Source organism: Vibrio sp. 10N.261.54.A5, from assembly GCF_041471145.1.
In the GTDB taxonomy this organism is placed as follows: Bacteria; Pseudomonadota; Gammaproteobacteria; order Enterobacterales; family Vibrionaceae; genus Vibrio; species Vibrio crassostreae_C.
This window is the reverse complement of sequence record NZ_JBFRNU010000075.1, coordinates 1-26,832: the sequence shown is the minus strand read 5'-3', so window position 1 is coordinate 26,832 and position 26,832 is coordinate 1. Positions and strand designations below refer to the sequence as shown.

28 protein-coding genes are annotated in these 26,832 nt (G+C 43.5%); 13 read left to right on the top strand and 15 right to left on the bottom strand.

All coding sequences use genetic code 11. The features are described 5' to 3' along the window. Positions 1-45 precede the first annotated feature (45 nt). The 3 genes from hemH to htpG all read right to left on the bottom strand — a co-directional run bounded on the left by hemH (position 46) and on the right by htpG (position 4,226). Positions 46-1,008, bottom strand: coding sequence for a ferrochelatase (gene hemH / locus AB4329_RS20670; RefSeq protein ID WP_137001204.1), 963 nt, complete (start codon positions 1,006-1,008; stop codon positions 46-48). Positions 1,009-1,287: 279 nt separating this feature from the next. Beyond that, on the bottom strand, positions 1,288-1,932 hold the full coding sequence (adk, locus tag AB4329_RS20665; RefSeq protein ID WP_017062200.1) for an adenylate kinase: 645 nt from the start codon (positions 1,930-1,932) through the stop codon (positions 1,288-1,290). A gap of 389 nt (positions 1,933-2,321) precedes the next feature. After that, a complete protein-coding gene (gene htpG, locus AB4329_RS20660) occupies positions 2,322-4,226 on the bottom strand; it encodes a molecular chaperone HtpG (protein ID WP_017062201.1) in 1,905 nt (634 codons plus the stop codon). A gap of 271 nt (positions 4,227-4,497) precedes the next feature. On the opposite strand from htpG, the gene AB4329_RS20655 reads away from it, so the two are divergent. From AB4329_RS20655 to AB4329_RS20645, 3 genes are all read left to right on the top strand, one after another. Continuing rightward, complete coding sequence (locus tag AB4329_RS20655) at positions 4,498-5,409, top strand: transcriptional regulator (RefSeq protein ID WP_017063403.1); 912 nt, start codon at positions 4,498-4,500, stop codon at positions 5,407-5,409. Position 5,410: 1 nt separating this feature from the next. After that, positions 5,411-5,926, top strand: a complete 516-nt coding sequence (locus AB4329_RS20650) for a regulatory protein ToxS (protein WP_017063402.1) — start codon at positions 5,411-5,413, stop codon at positions 5,924-5,926. A gap of 135 nt (positions 5,927-6,061) precedes the next feature. Continuing rightward, positions 6,062-6,382, top strand: coding sequence for a SelT/SelW/SelH family protein (locus AB4329_RS20645; protein WP_017062204.1), 321 nt, complete (start codon positions 6,062-6,064; stop codon positions 6,380-6,382). Positions 6,383-6,406: 24 nt separating this feature from the next. On the opposite strand, the gene yfcE is transcribed toward AB4329_RS20645, so the two are convergent. Genes yfcE through AB4329_RS20620 form a run of 5 tightly spaced genes read right to left on the bottom strand, consistent with a single transcriptional unit; the run spans position 6,407 to position 9,269 of the window. Further along, positions 6,407-6,952 (bottom strand): phosphodiesterase, encoded by a 546-nt coding sequence (gene yfcE / locus AB4329_RS20640; RefSeq protein WP_017068995.1) that lies wholly within the window; start codon positions 6,950-6,952, stop codon positions 6,407-6,409. Positions 6,953-6,999: 47 nt separating this feature from the next. Next, a complete protein-coding gene (locus tag AB4329_RS20635) occupies positions 7,000-7,407 on the bottom strand; it encodes a CBS domain-containing protein (RefSeq protein WP_017062206.1) in 408 nt (135 codons plus the stop codon). Then, entirely contained in the window at positions 7,404-7,754 is a 351-nt protein-coding gene (locus AB4329_RS20630; protein ID WP_017062207.1) for a P-II family nitrogen regulator, read from the bottom strand. Before AB4329_RS20630 ends, AB4329_RS20635 begins: the two co-directional genes overlap by 4 nt. Continuing rightward, the gene (locus tag AB4329_RS20625) at positions 7,744-8,538 is read right to left on the bottom strand and encodes a DUF1538 domain-containing protein (protein ID WP_017062208.1); all 795 of its coding nucleotides are present in this window, start codon (positions 8,536-8,538) and stop codon (positions 7,744-7,746) included. The genes AB4329_RS20630 and AB4329_RS20625 overlap by 11 nt, the downstream gene beginning before the upstream one ends. Continuing rightward, a complete protein-coding gene (locus AB4329_RS20620; RefSeq protein WP_017072437.1) occupies positions 8,535-9,269 on the bottom strand; it encodes a DUF1538 domain-containing protein in 735 nt (244 codons plus the stop codon). The genes AB4329_RS20625 and AB4329_RS20620 overlap by 4 nt, the downstream gene beginning before the upstream one ends. A gap of 289 nt (positions 9,270-9,558) precedes the next feature. On the opposite strand from AB4329_RS20620, the gene AB4329_RS20615 reads away from it, so the two are divergent. The 5 genes from AB4329_RS20615 to AB4329_RS20595 all read left to right on the top strand — a co-directional run bounded on the left by AB4329_RS20615 (position 9,559) and on the right by AB4329_RS20595 (position 14,175). After that, entirely contained in the window at positions 9,559-10,473 is a 915-nt protein-coding gene (locus AB4329_RS20615) for a TIGR01777 family oxidoreductase (protein ID WP_102332547.1), read from the top strand. A 43-nt stretch (positions 10,474-10,516) separates the two neighbouring features. Then, positions 10,517-11,344, top strand: coding sequence for an SDR family oxidoreductase (locus AB4329_RS20610; RefSeq protein WP_017061923.1), 828 nt, complete (start codon positions 10,517-10,519; stop codon positions 11,342-11,344). A 396-nt stretch (positions 11,345-11,740) separates the two neighbouring features. Further along, the gene (locus AB4329_RS20605; protein WP_017061924.1) at positions 11,741-12,595 is read left to right on the top strand and encodes a co-chaperone YbbN; all 855 of its coding nucleotides are present in this window, start codon (positions 11,741-11,743) and stop codon (positions 12,593-12,595) included. A 197-nt stretch (positions 12,596-12,792) separates the two neighbouring features. After that, complete coding sequence (locus AB4329_RS20600) at positions 12,793-13,722, top strand: SPFH domain-containing protein (RefSeq protein WP_017063395.1); 930 nt, start codon at positions 12,793-12,795, stop codon at positions 13,720-13,722. Between the two features lie 3 nt (positions 13,723-13,725). Further along, the gene (locus AB4329_RS20595; RefSeq protein WP_017061926.1) at positions 13,726-14,175 is read left to right on the top strand and encodes an NfeD family protein; all 450 of its coding nucleotides are present in this window, start codon (positions 13,726-13,728) and stop codon (positions 14,173-14,175) included. A gap of 575 nt (positions 14,176-14,750) precedes the next feature. Here AB4329_RS20595 and cueR read toward each other — a convergent pair. From cueR to zipA, 6 genes are all read right to left on the bottom strand, one after another. Continuing rightward, on the bottom strand, positions 14,751-15,143 hold the full coding sequence (gene cueR, locus AB4329_RS20590; RefSeq protein ID WP_372139196.1) for a Cu(I)-responsive transcriptional regulator: 393 nt from the start codon (positions 15,141-15,143) through the stop codon (positions 14,751-14,753). Positions 15,144-15,236: 93 nt separating this feature from the next. Next, positions 15,237-16,040, bottom strand: a complete 804-nt coding sequence (locus AB4329_RS20585) for a DUF2057 family protein (RefSeq protein WP_048660874.1) — start codon at positions 16,038-16,040, stop codon at positions 15,237-15,239. Positions 16,041-16,138: 98 nt separating this feature from the next. After that, a complete protein-coding gene (locus AB4329_RS20580; protein ID WP_372110531.1) occupies positions 16,139-17,278 on the bottom strand; it encodes a porin in 1,140 nt (379 codons plus the stop codon). Then, positions 17,259-17,414: a hypothetical protein gene (locus AB4329_RS20575; protein WP_004734257.1), complete on the bottom strand. Its 156-nt coding sequence runs from the start codon at positions 17,412-17,414 to the stop codon at positions 17,259-17,261. The genes AB4329_RS20580 and AB4329_RS20575 overlap by 20 nt, the downstream gene beginning before the upstream one ends. Positions 17,415-17,803: 389 nt before the next feature. After that, on the bottom strand, positions 17,804-19,816 hold the full coding sequence (gene ligA / locus AB4329_RS20570) for an NAD-dependent DNA ligase LigA (protein WP_372139195.1): 2,013 nt from the start codon (positions 19,814-19,816) through the stop codon (positions 17,804-17,806). Between the two features lie 92 nt (positions 19,817-19,908). Next, positions 19,909-20,952 carry a cell division protein ZipA gene (zipA, locus tag AB4329_RS20565; RefSeq protein WP_017061932.1) on the bottom strand — a complete coding sequence of 348 codons (1,044 nt, stop codon included), beginning with the start codon at positions 20,950-20,952 and terminating at the stop codon, positions 19,909-19,911. Positions 20,953-21,181: 229 nt separating this feature from the next. On the opposite strand from zipA, the gene cysZ reads away from it, so the two are divergent. The 5 genes from cysZ to crr all read left to right on the top strand — a co-directional run bounded on the left by cysZ (position 21,182) and on the right by crr (position 26,183). Next, positions 21,182-21,940, top strand: a complete 759-nt coding sequence (gene cysZ / locus AB4329_RS20560; RefSeq protein WP_029235129.1) for a sulfate transporter CysZ — start codon at positions 21,182-21,184, stop codon at positions 21,938-21,940. Between the two features lie 237 nt (positions 21,941-22,177). Further along, entirely contained in the window at positions 22,178-23,146 is a 969-nt protein-coding gene (gene cysK, locus AB4329_RS20555; protein WP_017061934.1) for a cysteine synthase A, read from the top strand. 302 nt (positions 23,147-23,448) lie between these two features. Then, on the top strand, positions 23,449-23,706 hold the full coding sequence (locus AB4329_RS20550; protein WP_004734263.1) for an HPr family phosphocarrier protein: 258 nt from the start codon (positions 23,449-23,451) through the stop codon (positions 23,704-23,706). A gap of 136 nt (positions 23,707-23,842) precedes the next feature. Beyond that, positions 23,843-25,567: a phosphoenolpyruvate-protein phosphotransferase PtsI gene (gene ptsI / locus AB4329_RS20545; RefSeq protein WP_017063391.1), complete on the top strand. Its 1,725-nt coding sequence runs from the start codon at positions 23,843-23,845 to the stop codon at positions 25,565-25,567. Positions 25,568-25,673: 106 nt separating this feature from the next. After that, on the top strand, positions 25,674-26,183 hold the full coding sequence (crr, locus tag AB4329_RS20540) for a PTS glucose transporter subunit IIA (protein WP_004737851.1): 510 nt from the start codon (positions 25,674-25,676) through the stop codon (positions 26,181-26,183). A gap of 485 nt (positions 26,184-26,668) precedes the next feature. On the opposite strand, the gene AB4329_RS20535 is transcribed toward crr, so the two are convergent. After that, positions 26,669-26,832 (bottom strand): flagellin (locus AB4329_RS20535; RefSeq protein ID WP_276607158.1); only part of this gene is annotated, 164 nt, incomplete at its 5' end.

Here is a 26,832-nt window from a genome sequence, read left to right as displayed (position 1 = left end):
GCTCAATGAGCAGCCCTTTTGTTATCTATTCAATCGCCATATCAGTTAGCGATGAAGCGCCACTAGTTCAGCCATCATGTCGATGTGTGAGTCTCTGTCGTTCAGACACATAATGTAGCTAAAGTCTGAGCCACCAGCTTCGATGAACGTCTCTTTACACTGGTCTGAAATCTCTTCCAATGTTTCCAAGCAATCCACCGAGAATGCAGGCGCCATGATATCGATCTTCTTGATGCCTTTGTTTGGCAGTGATTCAAGCGTCTCATCAGTGTATGGCTTCAACCACTCCTCTCGACCAAATCGAGATTGGTAGGTCATGGTGATGTCTTCTTCAGATAAACCTAGCTCTGCTGCAAGCAGTTTTGTCGTTGCTTCACAGTGCTGTGGATAGATATCGCCTTCATCAGCTAAGCGCTTCGGAATGCCGTGGAACGAACAAACCAAGTGATCAGCTCTGCCATTTTGATCCCAATGACTGCGAACGCTTTCAGCCAGTGCTTTGGCATAGCTCGGGTGTGAATAGTAATCGCGAATAAAGCGATAGCTTGGGATTACAGGCATCTGCTTAAAAGCTTTGGTTAAGCCATCAGAAACAGCCGCTGTCGTTGTACCTGAGTACTGAGGGTACAAAGGCAATACAATAACGTCTTCAACGCCCTGCTCCATCAGTTGTTCGATACCCGTCTTAAGGCTTGGGTTACCATAGGTCATTCCCAATGCAACCGGCATCTCTAATTTTTTCTCTAGCTTTTCCGCTTGTCTCTGCGAGTAAACGAGCAAAGGTGATCCATCATCCATCCAAACCGACTGATATAGCTTCGCAACCTTAGGTGAACGAATAGGAAGAATCACCCCATGCAGAATAGGACACCAAAGCCAACGAGTTAGGTTTACTACTCGCTTGTCGTGCAAGAACTCACTCAAAAATCGACGAACGCCAGCTGGGGTCGCAGAATCTGGCGTACCTAAATTCACCAGTAAAACGCCCTGCTTTTTATTATTTTCCATAGATACCTGAGACCAATATGTGATTTTCTGGAAAGTAATATACTAATCTGCATAAGTTTAAGATCATTGCTTCCCACTAAATGTCTGAATAATCATTCTTTAAACGGGATATCACAACATCTACTTTCGATTGTGAGCCACCTTCATCAAAAACGGTTTCGTCTTGAACGATGTGTAATCGAATTATCTAGATTGGTATCGTACTAAAAATTGAAACAAAAAAAGCGACCCTTAAGGTCGCTTCCAATATATCAAATTCTAAAACTGGCTGTTAGCCAATTATGCTAGTGCTTTCTCAAGTTCTGCACTAACTTCAGCAACTTGCTTAGTACCGTCAAACTTAAGGTACTGAGTGTTACCTGCTTCAGCTTCTTTACCGTAGTAAGAGATTAGCGGAGCTGTTTGATCGTGGTATACACCTAGACGTGCACGAACTGTTTCTTCTTTGTCGTCATCACGTACCACTAGGTCTTCACCCGTTACGTCATCTTTACCTTCTTCTTTAGGCGGATTGTACACAGTGTGGTATGTACGACCAGAAGGAAGGTGAGCACGACGACCAGCCATACGCTCAACAATCACATCGTCAGCTACGTCAAATTCAACAACGTAATCAACAGCGATGCCCATTTCTTTTAGGCCATCAGCTTGTGGGATTGTGCGTGGGAAACCGTCTAGTAGGAAACCTTTCTCACAGTCATCTTGAGCGATACGCTCTTTGATAAGACCAAGGATAATTTCATCAGAAACTAGCTGACCAGCGTCGATTACTGATTTTGCTTGCTTACCAAGCTCAGTACCCGCTTTGATAGCAGCACGTAGCATGTCACCAGTTGAAATTTGAGGGATACCAAATTTGTTCATGATGAAGTTAGCTTGAGTACCTTTACCCGCGCCAGGAGCACCTAGAAGAATGATGCGCATGTTTAATCCTCTTATAAAATTATGATTTATACCGAAGCTCACTATCCCTCCATTCTTGCTCATTTTTAGGATGAACAGAAAGCGTTAAGTAACCATTGAGGCTAAGCAAAACTGTGAACAGAAGCAAAACGGTAAGTTTCGGTATAACGTTTAAAAATCATACAACTGGAGATAGTCGCTTCTTAGCCCCAGCTGATTAGGTCGAGCATTCTATCACATTAATATTCAATTGGGCTGAATTTACGACTAAAGAATACATCGACAACATTTGTTGTGACGATAACGGTGACGTTGACCACGTTAGGTCAATTTTCAACGACGTTCATAAAAAAAAGCCCGCATTTGCGAGCTTTTTATTGTAATTGTTGGCTTAACCTAAAGTCGAAAGACTAACGCTTTGTTAGTAGCTCGTTGATTGCACCCAAGAATTGTGACGGATCTTCCATTGAGCCCTTTTCAGCCAGCATCGCTTGACCAAGTAGCAACTCAACCCAACGACCAAACGCTTGCTCGTCTGCTTCGTCAGCCATCTGTTTAACCAGTGCGTGCTCAGGGTTAATCTCGAAGATGTACTTCACTTCCGGTGCCGCTTGACCCGCAGCTTCAAGAAGCTTCGCCATTTGCGTGCCCATTTCGAAGTCGTCAGTCACAACAACCGCAGGTGTTGTTGCTAGCTTGAAGGTCGTACGAACTTCTTTAACACGACCACCTAGGTAAGATTGAGTACGCTCAACAACAGATTTGAACTCTTCTTCTGTCTCTTTTTGCTTCTCTTTCTCTTCTTCACCTTCAAACTTGCTTAGGTCTAAGCCTGCTTTAGTGATCGATTGGAACTGTTTACCGTCGAAGTCAGTCAGGTAGTTCATTACGTACTCATCAATACGATCGTACATTAGAACCACTTCAATACCTTTAGCTTTGAACTGCTCCAAGTGTGGGCTGTTCTTAGCGGCAGCGTAGCTATCTGCTGTCAGGTAGTAAATCTTATCTTGGCCTTCTTTCATGCGCTCAACGTAAGATTCTAGGCTGATGGTTTGTTCAGCAGAATCCACTTCCGTTGACGAGAAACGAAGTAGACCAGCGATCTTCTCTTTGTTCGCCATATCTTCAGCCGGGCCTTCTTTCAATACTAGGCCGAACTCTTTCCAAAACTCTAGGTACTTATCATTGTCATTCTTCGCCATGCGCTCAAGCATAGTCAGTACACGCTTGGTACATGCGCCACGAAGAGACTGAGTTACCTTGTTGTCTTGCAGGATTTCACGAGACACGTTCAATGGCAGATCGTTTGAGTCAATCAAGCCACGAACGAAACGCATGTAAGATGGCATGAACTGCTCTGCGTCATCCATGATGAATACACGCTGCACGTAAAGTTTCAAGCCACTCTTGTGGTCACGGTTCATCATGTCCCAAGGTGCTTTCGCTGGGATGTAAAGCAGGCTTGTGTAATCGTTCTTACCTTCAACCTTGTTGTGGCTCCAGGTTAGTGGATCAGCAAAGTCGTGAGATACGTGCTTGTAAAACTCTTGGTACTCTTCTTTCTCGATATCAGATTTGTTGCGAGTCCAAAGCGCTTGCGCCTTATTAATCTGTTCCCAATGTTTCTCTTCGGTGTCTTTACCTTCGTCATCTTTCACTGCTGTGAAGATAGAAACAGGAATACCGATGTGGTCAGAATATTTACCAATCACTTCACGCAGACGCCACTCATTTAAGAACTCTTTACCGTCTTCACGCATGTGCAGAACGATGTCAGTACCACGAGACTCTTTAGTGATGTCTTCGATTGTGTAATCGCCTTCACCTGCAGAGTGCCACTGAACAGCTTCATTGTTCGGCAGGCCAGCTGCACGTGTGCGAACCGTTACCGCGTCTGCGACGATGAATGCAGAATAGAAACCCACACCAAATTGACCAATCAGTTGAGAGTCTTTGCTTTGGTCTTCAGACAGCTTTGAGAAAAAGTCTGCAGTGCCTGACTTAGCAATCGTACCTAAATGCTCAATAACGTTGTCGCGGCTCATACCGATACCGTTATCAGAAATGGTTAACGTGTTTGCTTCCGCGTTGAAAGAAAGTTTTACACCTAGATCTGCATCACCTTGGTAAAGGTCACCGTTCGATAGAGCTTGAAAACGAAGCTTATCAGCCGCGTCAGATGCGTTAGAGATCAGCTCACGTAGAAAGATTTCTTTATTTGAATACAGTGAGTGAATCATTAGATGAAGTAGTTGTTTTACTTCAGATTGAAAGCCACGAGTCTCTTTATTTTGCGTTGCCGTTTCGCTCATTTTTACTCCAAAACATCTATACTTTATGTTGAATAATCATAGGGGCGTAACACTTGATGCCACTCTTCTGTTCATTAACATGAGGATGACAAATGTAAATTCAAGGTCAAAAATCATAAAAACACTGTTTTTTTTATCTGTTTTTATTATCCTTGAGCCTGATAAATATAAAAGAACATAAAATAAGCCATGATTTGGTGAAGAATTAACGGAACTTCACCTGAGATTTGTCTATTTCGCCCCCCAAAACAATCCAAAATAGAAGAATTCAATGAGTAATATCGGCACAAAGTTTATTCTCGCACAACGGTTCGTATTCGACCCAAACAGCAATTCACTTGTCGATCAAATGAGCGACGGTGAAGTCGTACGTCTTGGTAGCAATGAAAGCCGCATTCTCTTGATGCTGTCAGAAAGGCCTAATGAAGTTATCACTCGTAATGAATTGCATGAGTATGTTTGGCGAGACCAAGGCTTTGAGGTGGATGACTCAAGCTTAACGCAAGCCGTATCGACTCTGAGAAAGATGCTCAAAGACTCGACTAAATCTCCTGAATTCGTAAAGACAGTACCGAAGCGCGGTTACCAATTTATTGCGACCGTTGAGCGCTCTGCGCCACTGTCATCAAATGATCAGCCAGTAGCCGCTGAAATTGCAGAAAATGACGTTGAACCTATCCTAACGTTTGCAACGCCTGCAGCGACTGAACAAGCAATCACTGACACATTTGAACCTGAGCCAATTACAAAAGTTCAACAAACTAAAGTGGCAGTAGAACCAGCAACCGCTCCTGTTGTAGCTCCGGCTAAAAGCACCAATAAATGGTTAACATTTTGGTTACTGCTTGCCGCTTTCATCATGCCGATTCTCGTTTTAACGTTTACTACCCCGGTGGAGTCCGAGTTCACGGTTTTGACTGAAGTGGATGGTGTAAAGGTTCAATCACCGGTTAACCACCCAGACCTCAGCAGTTGGCTGCCAGCAATAGAAAAGTGTGTATTAAGTTACAACACGAGTCACACTGGTGTGTTAAAGCCGGCTGAAGTGATCGCTACAGGAGGACAAACCAATAACCTTGCCCTCAATTACATTCACCCGCAAGATTACTCGAGCGAAAATGTAACCCTAAGAATTTACGCAAACCAGTCGGATGTAAACGACATTTGTAACGGTGGTAAGTAACATGAAATTAAAAGTATCGATTATCTTACTGGTTCTATCGGCATTTTTGAGTGGTTGGCTATATTGGAGCAGCAATGCAAAAGTAGAGCGCTTGCTCACTCAGCATGAATGGCAGTCGAGAATGGTGACGCTGATTAGCGATAACAAGCAAGCTGACTCAATCGGCCCACTTCGTAGAGTTGAACTATCATCGAATGCGAAATACCTACCAAATGGTACATATTTAAGAATGTCAGTGGTTAGACTTTACGGTAATCAAACTGAGCCTGCGAATGTCATCAACATCTCTGAAACGGGTCAGTGGGATATTAACGATAACTACTTACTGGTTTCGCCAACGGAGTTTAAAGATGTGACCTCGGCTCAGCGCCAAGACTTTTCAGAAGAACAGCTAGAGCTGATCACTCAAGTCATTAAGATGGACGCAGAGCAAAGCCGCCGCATAGATATTGTTAACCCGAAGGCACTGCTACTGACTAGCTTAAATCATGGTTCTACCGTATTGTTTTCAAACTAAGATTGGATCGCTATTTACTGTTTATGAATAGCTGAATACCATGAAACGGTAAACCAATAGAAAAAAGGGGCATGAAGCCCCTTTTTTGTTAGCCGTTGGTATCAAATTACGGATGTAGCATTTTAAGGATTAACCATGAAAACGGAACAACCTAATCTGGCGCCAGCGAAAGAGACAGCAACAAAAGCCACAATCGCGATACACTATTGCCGTCAATGCAATTGGATGCTTCGCTCTAGTTGGTTATGCCAAGAGCTACTGCATACCTTCAGCGAAGAAATTGAACAAGTGAGCTTACACCCAGACACAGGAGGCAGGTTCGAAATCTTTTGTAATGGTGTGCAGATTTGGGAAAGAAAAGCAGATGACGGTTTTCCAGAGGCGAAAGTTCTGAAGCAAAGAGTACGAAACATCATTGCTCCAGACAGAGATCTCGGCCACGTGGACTCAAAATAAGCCTTTCACAGCCGATCCAATGATTTAAAGCTGACCACTCACGAGAACATCACCTTCAAGGCTAATGACTTTGAAGGTATTGTTTTCATAGATGCCATAGCTTGCCGCGTGTCCCTCTCGTGGGAATGTCACCGAGCTAGGGTTAAAGATAAAGATGTCATCTTGGTATTCGGCGACAGGAATATGGGTATGACCGTGTGCAATGATATCGCCCGCCTTCAACGCAGGGCGTTTATTGGTGTTGTACAAATGGCCATGCGTTAGGAAGATACGCTGGCCTGATTCTAATAGCACCCACGAGTAATCCATCATCATTGGAAAAGACAACAACATCTGATCCACTTCGCTATCGCAGTTACCACGAACGGCAATGATCTCTTGAGAAAACGCATTCAACTTATCTGCAACCGCCGGCGGGTTGTATCCTTCTGGAATCGGATTTCTTGGTCCATGATTCAGAATGTCACCCAATAGAACTAAATATTGCGCACCAGATGCTTGGTAGAGTTCTAATACCTTTTCTGTTGCTGGCAGCGAACCGTGTAGGTCTGAAGCAAAAAATAATTTCACACGTACTTCTCCATAAAATTTATGAGCCTATTGTACGTATCTAAATGCTACACGTCATCTCTCGCCATACCATTGATCACGATATTATTGTAACTAACCATACCGACTATCTTGTTATCACGAACTACTGGCGCACGACTGATACCAAAGCGTTCAAACAGGCGAGCGCAATACTTTACGTTCATCTCAGCAGACACGCTTAGCGCTGGCTTGGTCATGATCTCATAAACATTGGTTCGCTTTGGAGATCGGTTCTTAGCCAGTACTTTCTTGGCAATGTCATTCATCAATACGATGCCGTATTCGTCATCTTCGTGGCGCTTATCGACAATAATTGCTTTCACTTTGTGCTTCTTCGCCATCTCTATCGCTTCTAACACTGTGGTTAGCCCATCGATAATCACGTACGTATTGGCCATGACATCACCTACTCGGATTTTTTCACTGGTACTCATAACTCATCCTCCACAACCTTAGTTAATGTCTCGACTTGATGCGCAACCCCGACTGCATCTTCGATATCGATCTGCACCGCTATACCTTGTCCTGACTCTTGGTCAAACTCACCGACTTCGCCAATAGTTTCAAGAATATGCCTCGCTAAGTGTTCCTCAACCACAAACAGCAACACATCTTTTTGTACCTCTAGCGTTAGGCCAAAGAAGGTGGTTTTTTGGTTTAAGCCTTGCCCTCTGGCGTTGTTAATCACCGTTGCTCCAGTCGCGCCCGCATCACGCGCGGCATCGAGCACAGTGTCGGTCTTGCTCTCTTCTACAAACGCTAAGATAAGTTTAAAGCGCATCTTTGCTCTCCTTAGAGGTGTGTAAACGGTTTAACCATTGTGTTATTTGGGCATAGCCCATCACTGAAATGATGGGAAATAAGCTGGCAAAGGCGATCAACCCAAAGCCATCAATAACAGGGTTTCTTCCTGGTACGGTTGAAGCGAGTCCAAGCCCGAGCGCCGTCACTAAAGGGACTGTCACCGTTGATGTAGTGACGCCACCCGAATCGTAGGCCAATGGAATAATGAGTTTTGGGGCGTAAAAGGTTTGAATGACCACGACGACATAACCAAAAATGATGTAGTAGTGGATCGGGTCACCCGCAACGATACGGTAGCTGCCCAGTGAGATACCGATAGCAACGCCCAATGCCACGGCGATCCTCAGCCCATTGACGCTGATACTGCCACCGGAAACTTGGTTCGCCTTAATCGCTACAGCAATCAAAGAGGGCTCGGCTATCGTGGTGCTGAAACCAATACAAAACGCGAAAAGATAGACCCAGTAATAATCAAACCAAGCCAAAGCAAGACCAGAACTGATCTTAAACTCAGTCAAAAAGCTTGGCTCGGTGAGTTGCATTGCCATCGTCTCCCCTAGAGGGAATAACGCGAGCTCCAATCCCATCAAAAAGAGTGATAAGCCAAGAATGACGTAGAAGAAACCGATCAGCACTTTGGCTAGGTTATTGACTGGCTTTCGTAATACCGCCAACTGAAAACCGAAGATGATGATCGCAATCGGGATCACATCCATCACAGTGCCGAGAAAGGTGTCGATAAATTGTTGAACACTGATCATGTCACCACCATCCCGTACACCATGACAAACATCATCGGCAGCAACGAAGCAAACGCGATCAACCCAAAACCATCTATCATCGGATTACGCCCTTTAATTGCCGAGGCTAAACCCACCCCTAACGCAGTTACTAATGGGACGGTGATCGTCGATGTCGTTACTCCACCAGAGTCATACGCAATTCCAATGATGTTTTCCGGAGCAAATGCAGTGAGCACGACCACTCCAATATATCCACCGATGATCATGTACTGGATTGGCCAACCTTTTAAGATTCTCAGCACACCGAGTAAAATAGCGATACCGACTGACAGTGCCACAGTAAAGCGCAGGCCATTGGCATACTGCTCCATTTCATCTAACGTATTGGGGATTACACCTCCCTCAGCTGCCACTTCTGCGGCTTCGGCAGCGACTGCGGTTAACGCTGGCTCGGCTATGGTGGTACCAAAACCCAAACAAAAAGCGAAGATCAATAACCAGAACACACTCCCCTTTCTGGCAAATGCTTGAGCCATCGATTCGCCAATTGGAAACAACCCCATTTCAAGGCCAAAGATAAAGAAAGTGAGTCCAAAAACGACGAGCACTAAGCCAGTCAGAATAGATAAAAGATGAGGAAGTGGCTCTTGTAAGACAGCAAGCTGGAAGAAAGCGATTACCGCCACGATTGGCAATAGATCCCTCAGGCTACCTAACATGGATCGAAACAAAGCAAGCACCGCCGTCATCGCAATTCCTTGTCGCTGATTATGAATTAATAATAATCATGGCAAATCCTTATCATTGCTTATGTGACAAATATTACGCAGTTGGTAACATATCCGAGTAAAGTGCATAAGTGTGATGACGGTACACATCCTGACTTGATGAATTTAATTTCACTCCTTTGTAAATTGAAAAAGGCGTAATTTGGGCATCACACGATTGAAACCTTATGATCGTTATAGTGATTTTTTCGTATTGATTGGCGACTAAAAACAAGCCATGTCTATAATTATGTTTAATAGGGAGATTGGTATGAAGATATTGTTAACGGGTGGTACTGGATTTATTGGCTCTGAATTGGTCAAGAGTTGGAACACTGACGACGTGACATTGCTGACGCGGAGTCCTGAAAATGCGAAGCAAAACCTAAATCACCTCAACCAGAACAACCTTCATTACATTCAATCCCTTGATGAGCTCAGTGATCTCAATGACTTTGATGTGGTGGTCAACCTCGCGGGTGAACCGATTGCCGATAAGCGTTGGAGTACAGAGCAAAAAGAGAGGATCTGTAACAGTCGCTGGCACATCACTGAAAAGCTGGTCGAATTAATTCATGCCAGTAACAACCCGCCACACGCTTTTATTAGCGGTTCAGCCGTCGGCTACTATGGCGATCAACAGCAGCACCCATTTGACGAGTCACTGCAAGTAGAAGATGAAAGCTTTCCTCATAAAGTCTGTGCCCACTGGGAAGAGATAGCCAAGAGAGCACAATCAGAAAGCACACGCGTGATACTACTGCGAACAGGGGTTGTACTTGGCGAGAATGGCGGCGCACTCAAGAAGATGCTATTGCCTTATAAACTCGGCGTCGGTGGTCCAATAGGTTCAGGTGAGCAGTACATGCCATGGATTCACATTCTCGATATGGTGAGAGCCATCAATCACTTGTTGTCACTCCCCCACGCTCAAGGGGAATTCAATATGTGTGCCCCTCACCCTGTGACCAACAAACTGTTCAGCAGCACGTTAGCGAAACAATTAGGCCGACCGCATTTCTTATTCACGCCGAAATGGGCAATGTCGATTCTCATGGGGGAATCATCTTGTTTGCTATTTGACAGCATTCGCTCCAAGCCGAAGAAACTCACTGAGATGGGATTCATCTTTAGTTACTCAAGAATCGAGCCAGCACTAAAAAACTTGTTACAACATCAAGACTAATTCTTTACCCTAGAGCGATAGAGACTCTAATAAAGGATTAAGTGTGAACAAGTCGATTCTGATTACCGGTTGCTCAACAGGTATTGGCTATACATGTGCTCATGCACTTCAAAAGCGTGGTTTTCATGTCATTGCATCTTGTCGTGATCCACAAGATGTTCAACGCCTTCAAGATGAAGGCCTCACCTGTATTCAATTAGATCTTTCCAACCAAGAAAGTATTGAGCATGGCGCCAAGCTTGCTATTGATCTCGCACCTAATGGATTGTATGGATTATTCAATAACGGTGCTTACGGTCAAGCAGGTGCGCTAGAAGACTTACCGACCCAAGGACTCAGAGAACAATTCGAAACCAACTTCTTTGGTTGGCATCATCTCGTCTGTCAGATCCTTCCGCACATGCGCGAGCGTGGCGAAGGTCGAATCGTACAAAACAGTTCCGTATTAGGTTTTGCAGCCATGAAGTATCGTGGTGCTTATAATGCTTCTAAATTCGCGATTGAGGGTTGGACAGATACCTTACGATTAGAACTGCATGGCAGCGGTATACAGATCTCATTACTGCAACCAGGGCCAATTGAGACTCAATTTAGAACCAATGCCTTGAAAGCGTTCAATAAATGGATCAACATTTCTGGCAGCGCCCACCAAGACGCTTACCAACAACAAAAAGATCGACTCGAAAAAGAATCATCGAATAACGCTTTTGTCCTGCCTCCAGAAAGTTGTATTGAGCCGGTATTCCATGCTCTCACCGCCGACAAACCCAAGCTAAGATACCGAGTTACGACCCCGACTAAAGTGTTCGCGGTATTGAAAAGGATTCTACCGAGTCGCTTGCTAGACCCTATTTTGAGAAAAGCTGCATAAATTACTAACTTTGAATGCAGAGTCGCAAACTTTAATGTAACGATGTAATTTTTCCGTAACAATAAGATGTCATGATTATCCTATCCCATCAGTTATTCCCAATTGATGGTTCTACTCTGGAAATCTCATGACTTTAAACCGCCTTAATTGGGTAGGTGTGGGTCTGGCGATTACGTTGTTTATTCTGTTTTGAGTATCTCACGCAACGCCTCACTGACTACCTCGATGATAACGCTATGCCTTCCATGTTGAGATAACAATTATATCAACATCGAAGCATAGCGTTTTTCTATTTTTGGTTCTTTTTATCCGAGATAACCGAGTTAGATCTTGAAGTTACCGACTAATCCCCCCATATTTGCAACGTATCCACAAAACAAACCTCAAGGAACGTAAATGCAATCTCCGCATATTGTTGAACTTAATGAGCAGAACTTTCGTCAAGTATTAGAAGGTTCGATGCAGACCCCTGTACTCATCCATTTTTGGGCACCAATGAGCCAAGAGAGCGCCCAAGTCATTCCTGAACTGCAAACTTTAACTCAGCAATACAACGGTGCCTTCACCTTAGCCCTGCTCAATTGCGAACAAGAGCAAGCTATTGCTAGCCAGTTTGGTGTTCAAGCACTGCCCACTATTGCACTGTTTGTTAATGGTCAGCCAGTCGATGGGCTCGGTGGCCCTCAAAGCATAGAAGCTATTGTCGATATGCTCAGCAAACACCTTCCTAGCCAAGATGAACTTGCTTTGCGTCAGGCTCTTGAGCAAATGCAAGCTGGCGAGCACACACAGGCACTAGCAGCAATGCAGCAACTTCCAGCAGAGCTGACGAATAAAGGTGAAGTAAAACTGGCGATCGCAGAGTGTTTGTTAGAAACGCAACAATTTGACCTTGCTGAAACTCAGCTAGCAACTATCCCTCTTGAGTACCAAGACAACTACTACAAAGGCTTAGTTGCAAAGCTTGAACTTCATAAACAAGCAGCAGACAGCCCTGAAATACAAGCATTAGAAGCAGCTCTTCAGCAAAATCCGAGCGACGCTAAAACAGCATCTGAATTAGCATTGCAATATCACCAAGTGAACCGCAGTGAAGAAGCTATGGATCTATTATGGTCTTTCCTAGCCAAAGATCTTAATGCTCTCGATGGTGACATGAAGAAAGAGTTCATGGACATCTTGAGTGCGCTTGGACAAGGTAACCCAGTTGCCAGTAAGTACCGTCGACAACTGTACTCTCTGCTTTACTAGTTAAACCTAAAAAGCCGTAGATTAAACATCGAAAATTGACAATTCAATCAATTAGTTTATCGCATAATAGAATGTAAAATGGGCCATAAAATCAATATTTTATGGCCCATTTCTCGTTTATAAATTTGCTCAGAATTTAAATATGAGCCAGTATCAATACTGAACTATCAAAAACTCAAACTTGCAAAGGATTTTGTATGCCTATTGATACCTTGATTACTATCGGCGTCTTTACTGCCGTCGCACTGTTATTTATCTTCGCTGGCGTAAAAACCGTTCCACAAGGCAACAACTGGACCGTTGAACGCTTCGGGCGATACACACACACCCTTAAACCGGGTCTTAACTTAATCATTCCATTTATTGATAAAGTTGGACAGCGCATCAGCATGATGGAGCGTGTTCTCGACATCCCAGCACAAGAAGTCATCTCCAAAGATAATGCAAATGTGGTTATCGATGCGGTTTGTTTTGTTCAAGTTATCGACGCGCCTAAGGCAGCTTACGAAGTGAATGACCTTGAACATGCGATCCGTAACTTAACCCTCACCAATATCCGTACTGTGCTTGGCTCGATGGAACTGGATGAGATGCTGAGTCAGCGTGACATGATCAATACCAAGCTACTGAACATCGTTGATGAAGCGACAAACCCTTGGGGCGTAAAAGTCACCCGTATCGAAATTAAAGACGTACAGCCACCAGCAGACCTTACTGCTGCGATGAATGCCCAGATGAAAGCCGAGCGTAATAAACGTGCTGATATCTTAGAAGCAGAAGGTGTACGACAAGCTGAGATCTTGAAAGCAGAAGGCCACAAGCAATCAGAGATCCTGAAAGCAGAAGGTGAGAAGCAAGCGGCAATATTGCAAGCAGAAGCCCGTGAGCGTGCCGCAGAAGCAGAAGCTAAAGCGACAGAAATGGTATCAACGGCAATTGCTCAAGGTGACATGCAAGCGGTCAATTACTTCATTGCACAAGGTTACACCGACGCATTGAAATCTATAGGCCAAGCTGAAAACGGCAAGATCATCATGCTACCACTCGAAGCAACTGGCCTTATGGGTTCTGTAGCGGGTATCGCGGAGATGTTTGCACATAAGAATGACAAAGGTAGTAAGGACTAACTTATGGTCGAATTACTAGAACAAGTAAACCACTGGCATTGGTTAGCGTTTGGTCTAGCATTGTTAGCGCTTGAGCTAATTGGAACCGCTGGTTACTTTTTATGGATAGGCATATCTGCCATGCTGGTCGGTGCCCTATTAGGAGCATTACCAATTGGTTGGCAGATGCAATGGCTGTCCTTTGCTAGCTTCTCTCTTATTACCACTTGGTTGTGGTGGAGAAGACAACTCTCGAATGACAAGCAATCGGATGCAGGGCGAGAGTTAAACCAAAGAGAAAAGCAATTGGTAGGTCAAACCGTTATTTTAAGTGAAGACGTAAAGAAAGGTAGCTGTCGAATTAAGTTCGGTGACTCTTCTTGGTCAGCAAAGGCCAGTCAAGATATTCCATCTGGAACCGAAATTAAGATTGTCGCTTTAGACGGAATCGTTCTAATAATAGAACCTTTATAAACAAGAGCTATATGAAGCCTGCATTTTCAATAAATGCAGGCTTTTTCTATTTTTGAACCTTAATAATATTCGAATTATCATTGCGATAGATTGAATTGAAAAAAAAATAAGTTCTTATTTCGTAAAGCTAAAAAGTTTGATTGAGCTAAAAAGGTATAAGAAAGCCAGATTTCTTACCCAATATATATATGAATAGTTAACCTTACTCTCGCTTATTTATAATTATTAAAAATGTTAAGTCCGTCCAATTTTTGAAATTTTCTTTTCCTTGTCCATACTTTCAATTATCTCAATTAGAGATAAACCTAATGGAGTTTGTATGAGACATTTTTTAATAATTCTAACAGCTATTTTCAGCTTATCATTCGGAAGTGCTCTCGCGAGCAGTCAGTCTCCTGGTAACGGAAACATGGGGCCAATTGTAAAATGCTCAGATGGTAATGCAGTCACTCACGTACCATTGCTGATCTGTAAACATTACGGCGGAAAGGTGCTGTGATAGGTGCTGTGATAGGTGATTAAAGTCAGGCTAGTAATGAAATTGCGGCCTGACGATTCTTTTTAGCTGACATAACCTAACTGCGGCCAGATAAATTGTTTAAGATAGGACATTCCGTTGAAGCATCACCAGGGCAATCATGAACCCAAGATTGCAGTTGAGCTTTCATCTTATTTAATTCAGCAAGCTTCAACTCTATTTCGTCTAACTTCTGCGTTGCCTTCTTTTTTACCTCGTAGCTTGCTCTATCGGGGTTCATTGCCAAATCAACTAGTGCTTTACACTCATCAAGGGTAAATCCAACCATTTTAGCTCTTAGTACAAACTCCAACTGTTCGATGTGAATCTCGCCGTATTGCCTATAGCCGTTTTCTGAACGATGTGGAGGACTCATCATGCCTTTACTTTCGTAAAAACGAATGGATTTCGCTGTTGTACCAACACGCTTCGCTACTTCACCAATATTCACAATCTTACCTGTAAGCCTAAAATGAAAAACCGCAGTACTGCTGTTATACAATACTGCGGTTGAAAAACATAGTTAGGGCGTAACGTTAAAGGCTTACTCTTGCTCTAACAACCAAATAATAGTTTGAGATTTTTCTTCACTATCTAGCTTGTTGAACCAGTATGAAACCATTTCGATCTCTTTTGAGCCTTCTAGTGGTGCTGGGTTCGCGTTCTTACGATTCTTGAATGCCCAATCTGTCACTGCAGCTTGCTCTTCTTTGGTTGCTTCACCATACCAGTAATTCACCATCTCTTGTGCTTGTGATGCTTTTGGTTCTTCAGCAACTACAGCCGCAACAGGCACCGCTACTGGAGCAACAGCGATAGCTGTATGATTATTTGCGCCATTATAGATTGTGTCGATATACGCTTTCGGCACAATGAAAGTTGTACTCATTACTGAGTTTTGTCCATCAAGTGTAAATTCTAAGTTCTTTTCTCTTGCTTGCTGAATGTCAGCTTCGCTCAATGGAAATTCAATATATTGAGTCTTTGTGCAGTGTTCGCTGCAGCTCTCTCTTGGAACCTGTCTCTCTTCAAGGTCTATCGTCTTTCCAAAAAAGCTTACGGTTTCGTATTCTTTATAGCTCTGGAAGTAACTCACATCCATGATAATTGAAGATTCTGGAGCCGAGTTCTGTGTTACTTCTTTGTTGTATGTAAAGTAAAGTGACGATTTCAGGATATCAGCACCGACGTTCGCTTTACTTTCCGCTACATAAGATTGTCCAGTCACTTGAATGTAACCACCTTTTGGCTGTACATCTGCAACTGAGTCTGCAAAATTACTTTGTGAATCGAGTGAACTACAAGCTCCCAAAAATAATGATAATACAACTACACTAACTTTATTCATTATGACTAATTCCTTATGTTCACTATGGAAAAACGCTGGCAAACAAAATTTACCAGCGTTTTGATTTTTATCTAACTGTTTAAGCTAAAGATTCTAGCTTAGAAACCGTACTCAAGACCAACGCGAGTTACGATATCTGTATCAGCGTCACCAACAGTACGACCCGCTACACGTAGGTAAGGTACGAAACCGTTATGAACAGCCATTAGCTGACCAGAAATAGTGTTGCTGTCTGAGTTAGCATCTTTAGAACCATTTGTTTCAGACTCAAGGTTAGCTGCGTAACCTAGTTTGAAACCGATTGGACCATTCCAGTATTGACCAATGATTGAGTAAGAATCTTGAGTCACTTTACGGATTCCGTTATCTAGCTCTTCGCCTTTATATGCTGCTGCGATACCGAAACCAGCTGGTAGACTAGCTTCAAAACCTACGATGTATGCGAATGTATCGTCATCGTAACCAGCTACAGTATCAGTTAGGTAAATTTCACCTTTAGGCGTAGTTACGTTGCCGTTTGCATCTTTAATGTCTTCTTGAGCTACAACATACTCACCACCAGTCTCCGCTACTACACGAGTACCAGATTCAACCGCACCCATGAATGTTACTTTTTCGAAGCTGTACTTAGCACTTGCACCAACAAAGTTTGCATCACGAGTCGCTGCACCGCCACCGTTGTCGTTATCATCACGACCAACAGAAGCTGCAAAAGAGAAACCACCAAATTTAGCTGAATCGTAACGTACTTGGTTAGATTGACGATCGTAGTGACCGTTGATGCCGCCCCAATCGAATACAGAACCTAAACCAGGGTTAGAGAATGGCCAGTCGACGATTTCGTATAGTGGTGTAAGAACACGACCCACACGAAGGTTACCCCAAGAGCCAGAAGCACCAACGAACGTATCACGGAAACCTAGAACACCACCTGAAACGCCACCGTGAGACCAGTCTGTGCTATCTACGTAGCCAGATTCGATCTGCATTGTGATAGTAACGTCTTCAAACATATCTTTGTGAGCACGGAAGCCGATACGAGATTCATTCTCTACAGCGTAACCTGAGCTAGAGTCATTGTTATCAGTCGTGTTGTAGTTAACTAGAGAGATAGCTGCAACACCGTATACGTCAACGTTGAAATCAGAGTTGATACCAACTTCTTTCGCCATTACGCCTGTCGATAAAAGTGCAACCGTTGCACCTAGTAGAGTACGTTTAAAAAATTTGTTTTCCATGGAATAAAACTCCTAAAAATGGATATAGCTGTTTGAATATTCCCCGCCTAAAGTTGGCCGCCGTAGAGAGAAATACCTTTTCTTGTTTGAGAACCCTAAACTCTGAATTCTCTATTTCCTTTCTGGTTATACACATCATGTGCATCCATGGCATTAAGACTAACTTCGCCCTCAAAAAGATCAATGAGAACTTAATTTTCATCTAAAAAAATATGAGTTGGTGCAAATTTAGTAGGCACTTAGTGATCCAGATCGATAAATCGTAAAGCTCACAACCAAAAACAATAAAAATAATAAATATCAAACACTTGAGTGGAGCGCGCTCTTATAAAAATAGAAGTGACTCGCATTTTTGATACAACTACAATGGTATTTCATTAATGTTGAGCAGCGTCACTGTCCTGATTTTAGAGTTCGTATAGGAACAAAATTCTCAACAATTAAAAAGCCCTCATTTTTATATCAGAAACAAAAAAGGCACTCCCTTGAAAGGAGTGCCTTTGAGCTTTTTTTATCTGTATTTACTTACGAAATAAGGGCTATTAGATCTTCTTCTGTTCTTATTTCGATACCTAAATCTTGTGCTTTAGTCAGTTTAGAACCAGCGGCTTCACCCGCGAATAAGATATCCGTTTTCTTAGACACGCTACCGGTTACTTTTGCACCTAAAGCCTGCAAAGCGGCTTTCGCTTCACTACGACCTAATTGCGACAATGAACCCGTCAACACAACCACTTTACCTTCTAACGGTAGCTCTTGGTCATCCGCAACAGCTTCGATTGCAGGCCAGTTAACACCAAGCTCTAGCAACTGCTCGACTACAGCTCTGTTTTTCTCCTGCGAGAAGAAGCTCGTGAGGTGACTTGCTACGATGTCACCAATATCTGACACTTCAACTAACTGTTCATGGGTTGCTGCTTGAACCAACTCCAACGTCTTGAAGTGTTGCGCCAAGTTCATCGCAGTTGCTTCACCCACTTCACGAATACCTAACGAATAAAGGAAACGTGCCAATGTTGTGTCTTTGGCTTTATTAAGTGCACTAACTACATTTTGCGCCGATTTAGGCCCCATACGATCAAGAACTGTAATTACGCCCGCGCTAAGCTTGAACAAGTCAGCGGGCGTTTCTACCATTTCACGGTCCACAAGCTGCTCTATCACTTTTACGCCAAGGCCATCGACATCCAACGCCTTTCTCGACACAAAGTGCTTAAGCGCTTCTTTACGCTGTGCCTGACACACTAGACCGCCAGTACAACGCGCTACAGCTTCACCTTCTACACGCTCAACCGCAGAACTACATACTGGGCAAGCATCAGGGAAAACAATGTCTCTAGCCGTTTCAGGGCGACGATCTAGTACAACAGCCACTATTTGTGGAATAACGTCACCTGCACGGCGAATAATAACGCTGTCGCCTACCTTCACGCCTAAACGCGCAATCTCATCGGCATTGTGTAAAGTGGCATTGCTGACTGTCACGCCACCAACGAAGATAGGTTCAAGTTTAGCAACCGGCGTAATAGCGCCAGTACGGCCCACCTGAAATTCAACGTCATTGAGCAGTGTAATCTCTTCTTGAGCTGGGAACTTATAAGCAATTGCCCAACGTGGCGCTCGTGCAACAAAGCCAAGTACTTCTTGAGCCGCGATATCGTCGACTTTGATAACAACGCCATCAATCTCGTAAGCCAGAGCATCACGACGAGTCATAATATCTTGGTAATAGGCTTTCACGTCTTCGAGAGAGCTCAGTTGCTTAGTCTCGGGGCACATAGGTAAGCCCCAACCTTTAAGCTGTAAAAAGCGTTGGTAGTGACTATTTGATAGCTCAGCGCCTTGTACAACACCGACACTGTATGCGTAGAAAGCTAGCGGACGTTTCGCAGTAATACGAGAATCAAGCTGACGCAGGCTACCTGCGGCGGCATTACGTGGGTTAACAAATACTTTCTCGCCTTTCTTCAACGCCATCTCATTCAACTTATCGAAACCCGCTTTTGGCATAAACACTTCGCCACGAACTTCAATACGCTGCGGCCAGCCTTCACCTTGTAACTTAAGTGGGATAGAGCTGATCGTACGCACGTTTTCAGTGATGTTTTCACCCGTCGCACCGTCACCACGTGTCGCAGCCTGAACTAAAATACCATTCACATAGAGTAGGCTAACTGCAAGGCCATCAAGCTTAGGTTCACAACAGAAAGTCTTGAGGTTAGCGGTTGGCGCTCTATCAGACATTCGCTTATTGAACGCATCCAAATCTTCATCAGAGAAAGCATTGTCCAGAGAAAGCATTGGGATCTCATGAGTCACTTGAGTGAAACCATCGAGAGGCTGACCACCAACACGTTGGCTCGGAGAATCTACCGTCACTAGTTCCGGGTTCTCTTCTTCGATCTTTAGCAATTGCTGCATTAATCGATCGTACTCGACATCAGGGATCTCAGGGCTATCTTCTACGTAATAACGAACGGCGTGATAATGCAGAGTTTCTCTTAACTGCTCTAAGGTAACTTGAATCGATTCTTTCATATCATTCTCTATCGTGATTGAAATATCAAAAAGGGCTCCCTTAGGAGCCCTTTTCTATAAATATAGATTATTTACAAGGCTAAACAATACGGCTAGGCATTCGATGCCGTCATAAAGTCTCTGATTTGCTTGCGGTAGTCAGATAAACGGTTTGGTGTCATTAAGTTGCGTGACTCATCCAACACGTTTCCGCCCATATCGTCAGCAATTTTCTGCGCCGCACTCAGCATCACATTGAAGTTTTGATCAGCTTGACCATAACAAGGCAACGTCATAAAGAACGAAATACCTTTAGTCGTGAAGTCAGCAGGATCATCATGTTCTAGCGTTCCTGGCTGCATCATGTTTGCAACGCTGAAAATAACCTTTGGTGCATCTGTAGATTGTGCAAAGCAGTGGTAAATAGACATCTCACCATAAGTTAAACCGTTGTTCTCCATGCTGCGGAAAAGTTCAGTCCCAACGAATGGGATCTCTCCAGCACAGTGAACATTAAGAACGATCACTTCTAAACCAAGTTCTTCATCTGGTTTTGCTTCTTCAACAGTCGCACTTTGCGGAGTCACGACTTCTTTCGCAACAACGGGCTCTCTTTGAGTAAGCGTTTCGTTTGGAACGACTGGCTCATCAACTGTTTCAGAAGGCTCTTCAAACGAACCGTACTGCACTTTAAAGCCGGCATGGTTTTCTTTTTGCTCGTCAGTCAACTCAAAGCTTGGAACTTCAGGCTCAACGTCCTTCTCTTCCTCAATCACTTCAGGTTCACTTTCAACCTTAATTGGGTCTTCTACGCTGAAAGAAGGAAGATCATTTAATTCGATATCATCTTCGTAAGCTTCTTTCGCTTGTGGCGCTGTTAGCGGATCTGAGTCGATCAGCGGATCAGTATCAGAGGGTGAAACAGCAAAATCCGGCTCTTTACGTTCTTTTCGGATTATCTCAAAATCATCTTCTGGGGCGAATGAACGGTTTGGAATAGTTTCTGCTTCATCTAAGCTGTCGTTATCAAGCTTACCGAGCGGCTTATCTCCAAACTTTGCTTTCCCTTCTTTTTTACTCGTCCATAGACCATGGAACAATAATGCGGCGATAGCTAATGCGCCAACAATAATGAGTACAAATCGCAATTCCTGCATTTTTCGCTCTCAGCTTTCTTAGTCAACTAGCTATAAACACGCTGTCACTAAGTTGGGTTAATTTGGCTAATCTCACTACTCTATCAAAAGTAGCCACTGTTTTAGAACAACTTAATACAATTAGTTCCTTACATGGTGTGATTTTCACCACGCTTTTTTTCTTAATTTCGGTCGAGTACACTAGACATGTTTGCTATTTAACCAAATTCACATGTGACCTAATTTAAATATGACTATTGAATCTGTTCCCCGCTCCGGCTTTGGCTATTTTATTTTCGGAATAAAAATCGCTTTATCACCGAGCATTCGTAAGTTTGTACTAATGCCACTTATCGCGAACGTGTTACTCGTTGGTGGTGCCTTGTTTTATATCTTCTCCAACCTAAACACTTGGATTGAAGGTTGGATTGGTGCATTGCCAAGTTTCTTGTCGTGGTTGTCATACATTTTATGGCCATTACTTGTGTTAACCGTCTTGGCCACATTCTCGTATTTCTTTAGCACGCTCGCTAACTTCATTGCCGCACCGTTCAACGGTTTACTCGCGGAAAAAGTTGAAGAGTTGTTGAGCGGTAAAAAAGTTAATGACGATGGTTTACTTGATGTCCTCAAAGATACCCCACGTATATTAGCGAGAGAATGGCGCAAGCTTGTCTACATTCTGCCAAAAGCGATCGGTTTATTCCTACTTTTGTTAATTCCAGCACTAGGGCAAACCGTTGCTCCGTTTTTATGGTTCATTTTCACAGCATGGATGTTAGCGATTCAATACGCCGACTACCCGTTCGATAACCATAAAATCAAATTTGATGACATGAGAAACAATTTGAAACAAAAACAAGGTAAGAGCTACAGCTTTGGCGCGCTTGTTTCTGTGTTCACTACTATTCCAATTTTAAACCTGATTGTGATGCCCGTTGCCGTTTGTGGCGCGACAGCAATGTGGGTTGCTGAGTTTAAAGACCAAGCTCTACGTTCTCGTCTATAGTTCTCGTCTCTAACCCTTTCTACACTTCCTAGTTTCGCCTATCTTTTTGAAGTTCTGATTTCAATAAAGATAGGCGTCAATTCTGCTACATATCTATATGATATAACTTTTTAATCCTTTTACCTTTTTTTCAACTTGTTTAATCTAAATTCAAGCTGAACAAACATCGAAAGACACTAGACGGTAAAGTGATTGATATACTACGTTTAGTTCTGTCATTAAATGAAGGAATATCGCATGAGCAAGATCTACGAAGACAACACCCTAACGATTGGTAACACACCTCTAGTCCGCCTTAACAAAGTAAGCAAAGGTAACGTCCTAGCTAAGATCGAAGCTCGTAACCCAAGCTTCAGTGTTAAGTGCCGTATCGGTTCTAATATGATCTGGGAAGCAGAAAAAGCAGGTACGCTTAAGCCAGGTATCGAGCTTGTTGAACCTACCAGTGGTAACACAGGTGTTGCACTTGCATTCGTAGCAGCAGCACGCGGTTACAAACTAACGCTAACTATGCCTGAATCAATGAGCCTAGAACGTCGTAAGCTGCTTAAAGCGCTTGGCGCAAACCTTGTGCTAACTGAAGCACCAAAAGGCATGAACGGCGCGATTGCTAAAGCAGAAGAGATTGTTGCTTCAGACCCAGACAAATACCTGCTACTTCAACAGTTCAACAACCCTGCTAACCCACAGATTCACGAGCAGACGACTGGTCCTGAAATTTGGGAAGCAACAGACGGCGAAATCGACGTGTTTGTAGCGGGTGTTGGTACGGGCGGTACTATCACTGGTACGAGTCGTTACATTAAAGGTGAAAAAGGCAAAGCGATTACTTCAGTCGCGGTTGAGCCGGCTGAGTCTCCAGTGATTGCACAGGCACTTGCAGGTGAAGAAATCAAACCAGCTCCACACAAAATTCAAGGTATCGGTGCAGGTTTCATCCCTGGAAACCTAGATTTAGAGATTATTGACCGTGTTGAATCGGTAACTTCTGAAGAAGCGATTGAGATGGCTCAACGCCTAATGAAAGAAGAAGGTATTCTTGCAGGCATCTCATCTGGCGCGGCAGTTGTAGCAGCAAACAGAATCGCCGAACTACCTGAATTTGCAGGAAAAACTATCGTTACTGTACTACCAAGCTCTGGTGAGCGTTACCTAAGCACAGCCCTATTTGCTGGCATCTTTACGGAAAAAGAGAACCAACAATAATATGTGGTCAAATCAATTTTTCGTCCAAAAAAGCCCCGTTTAGGGGCTTTTTTGTTGATCCCTGCCCCACCTTTGGTAATATCAGGTCTGTTTTATTTTTCGCTTCAAAATAAAAGAAGCAATAAACAAATTCTGAAAGTCATGAGTACTCAGCAAAAGACGACCATGGCTGGATAAAAATTTATAACCAGTCTAAGTTCTAACACGAACATGGCGTACTAGCCTCTAGCGCATTTGGGCTAAAGCAGTTAAGCTAATCTGGTTACAAACTTACAAAAAATAAATTAATTGGGGTATATAAAATGTACGAGAAGCAAGTAGAAATCACAGCAGAAAACGGTCTTCACACTCGTCCAGCTGCACAGTTCGTTAAAGAAGCAAAATCTTTCGACGCTGACATCACAGTGACTTCTAACGGCAAAAGCGCTAGCGCGAAAAGCCTGTTCAAACTACAAACTTTAGGCCTAGTAAAAGGTACTAACGTTACTATTTCAGCTGAAGGTCCTCAAGCTCAGCAAGCAGTAGACCACCTAGTTGCTCTTATGGATCAACTACACTAATACGGTCTCCTTCTTTCAAAGCCATTTTGCATAGCAAAGTGGCTTTGTTCGAAATAGATAGGAATAAGCGCGACATTAGTCGACGACTTAAAGTCACACACTCTCCCGTTTACAGTTGAACAACTAAGGTAAGGCTATGATTTCAGGCATCCTAGCATCTCCCGGTATTGCTTTCGGTAAAGCACTACTACTTCAAGAAGATGAAATTGTCCTAAACACTCAATCTATCTCTGACGACCAAGTTGAAGCAGAAGTACAGCGTTTCTTTGACGCTCGTAACAAATCTTCTCAACAGCTTGAAGTTGTTAAGCAAAAAGCACTTGAAACTTTTGGCGAAGAAAAAGAAGCAATCTTTGAAGGCCACATCATGCTGCTTGAAGATGAAGAGCTAGAAGAAGAGATTTTAGCACTCATCAAGAAAGAAAAAATGCACGCAGACAACGCGATCCACACTGTGATCGAAGAGCAAGCTTGTGCGCTTGAATCTCTTGATGATGAGTACCTAAAAGAACGTGCAACTGATATCCGCGATATCGGTACTCGTTTCGTTAAAAATGCTCTAGGCATCAACATTGTGTCTCTATCAGACATCAGTGAAGAAGTTATCCTAGTAGCTTACGACCTAACGCCATCTGAAACTGCACAAATCAACCTAGACTACGTTCTTGGTTTCGCTTGTGACATCGGCGGTCGTACATCTCATACTTCAATCATGGCACGTTCTCTTGAGCTTCCAGCTATCGTTGGTACTAACGATATCACTAAGCAAGTTAAGAACGGCGACATGCTTGTGCTAGACGCGATGAACAACAAAATCATCATCAACCCTTCTGAAGCTGAATTAGCAGAAGCTAAGAAAATCAAAGCAGATTTTGAAGCAGAAGCGGCTGAACTAGCAAAACTAAAAGATTTACACGCTGAAACTCTAGACGGTCACCGTGTAGAAGTTTGTGGCAACATCGGTACAGTAAAAGACTGTGACGGTATCCTGCGTAACGGCGGTGAAGGCGTTGGTCTGTACCGTACTGAATTCCTATTTATGGACCGTGACGCGCTTCCTACTGAAGAAGAGCAATACGTTGCTTACAAAGAAGTAGCAGAAGCAATGGAAGGCGAGTCAGTGATTATCCGTACTATGGATATCGGTGGCGACAAAGACCTACCATACATGGACCTTCCACAAGAGATGAACCCGTTCCTAGGCTGGCGTGCAGTACGTATCAGCTTGGATCGTCGTGAAATCCTACGTGACCAACTACGTGGCATCCTACGTGCATCTGCACACGGTAAACTACGTATCATGTTCCCAATGATCATTTCTGTTGAAGAGATCCGTGAACTGAAAAAAGCAATCGAAGAGTACAAAGTTGAACTTCGCGCTGAAGGCCTAGCTTTCGATGAAGAAATCGAAATCGGCGTAATGGTTGAGACTCCAGCAGCTGCTGCAATCGCACACCACCTAGCGAAAGAAGTATCTTTCTTCTCTATCGGTACTAACGACCTAACGCAATACACTCTTGCGGTAGACCGTGGTAACGAAATGATTTCTCACCTATACAACCCACTATCTCCTGCTGTTCTTACAGTAATCAAGCAAGTGATCGACGCATCACACGCTGAAGGTAAGTGGACTGGTATGTGTGGTGAGCTTGCTGGTGATGAGCGTGCAACGCTACTTCTTCTTGGTATGGGTCTAGATGAGTTCTCTATGAGCGGTATCTCTATCCCTAAAGTTAAGAAAGTAATCCGTAACTCTAACTTCGCTGAAGTTAAAGCTATGGCTGACGAAGCACTATCTCTACCAACAGCTGCTGAAATTGAAGCTTGCGTAGAAAAGTTCATCGCTGAGAAAACTCAGTAATCGCCAATCGCTTAATAACGTTAGACGGCTAAAAATAGTCGTCTAATTTGTTAGATTGGTATAGTATATTCTACAGAATAAAACTAAACGTTAGGAGCATGACACAATGGGTCTGTTTGACAAACTGAAAAAGCTTGTATCTGATGACAGCGCTGATGCTGGTGCAATCGAAATCATCGCACCTCTTTCTGGTGAAATCGTAAACATCGAAGATGTGCCAGATGTAGTTTTCGCTGAAAAAATCGTTGGTGACGGCATCGCGATCAAACCAGCTGGCGACAAAATGGTAGCTCCAGTTAACGGTACTATCGGTAAGATCTTCGAAACTAACCACGCATTCTCTATCGAGTCTGACGACGGTGTTGAGCTTTTCGTTCACTTCGGTATCGATACTGTTGAACTTAAAGGCGAAGGCTTCACTCGTGTAGCTGAAGAAGGTCAATCTGTTAAAGCTGGTGACACTATCATCACTTTCGACCTAGCGCTTCTAGAAGAGAAAGCAAAATCTACGCTTACTCCAGTTGTTATCTCTAACATGGACGAAATCAAAGAGCTGAACAAGCTTTCTGGTTCTGTAACTGTTGGCGAAACTCCAGTTCTTAAAGTAACTAAGTAATCTCGATTACTTATCTGCTTTAATTAAAACGCTACCTAAGGGTGGCGTTTTTTGTGCCTGCTATATAGTTCTAATGCCAGATTACCAGCCGCTTTGGCCTTATACCTAACAACTACAAATCCCCTTCTTCTTTGGGCCTCTCACGAACAGAGATCCCTGACATCTCGCTCGGTTCGATTCTGGGATGACGATTAAACACTATGGTTTAAGCCTGAGTGATTGTTACTCAAACCGACCTCTTCTATACAGTTAGCTATAGAGTCACCAATACCCAACTCCCGTCATTCCCTACAGTGAGGCACGAACGTGATAGGGAATCTCGCTTTCCAATCAACTACCAACACCACAACTCCCCTCTCTTCTCCAAATTTCAGGCAATAAAAAACCCAGCCGAAGCTGGGTCTGTTTAGCGCTCATCTCTCACCACGAGCTAATTTGTGGAAGCCTAACGTCAACACTATCGGTCAACGTGGCTTTTCAATCGATTAACCTAGTAGGCTAAGTGCCGAGTTCGGTGCTTGCTTCGCTTGAGCAAGAATCGAGCTTGAAGCTTGAGAAAGGATCTGAGACTTAGTCATCTGAGTCGTTTCTTTCGCGAAATCGGTATCTTTAATACGGCTCTTAGATGCGTTAACGTTCTCGTTAATGT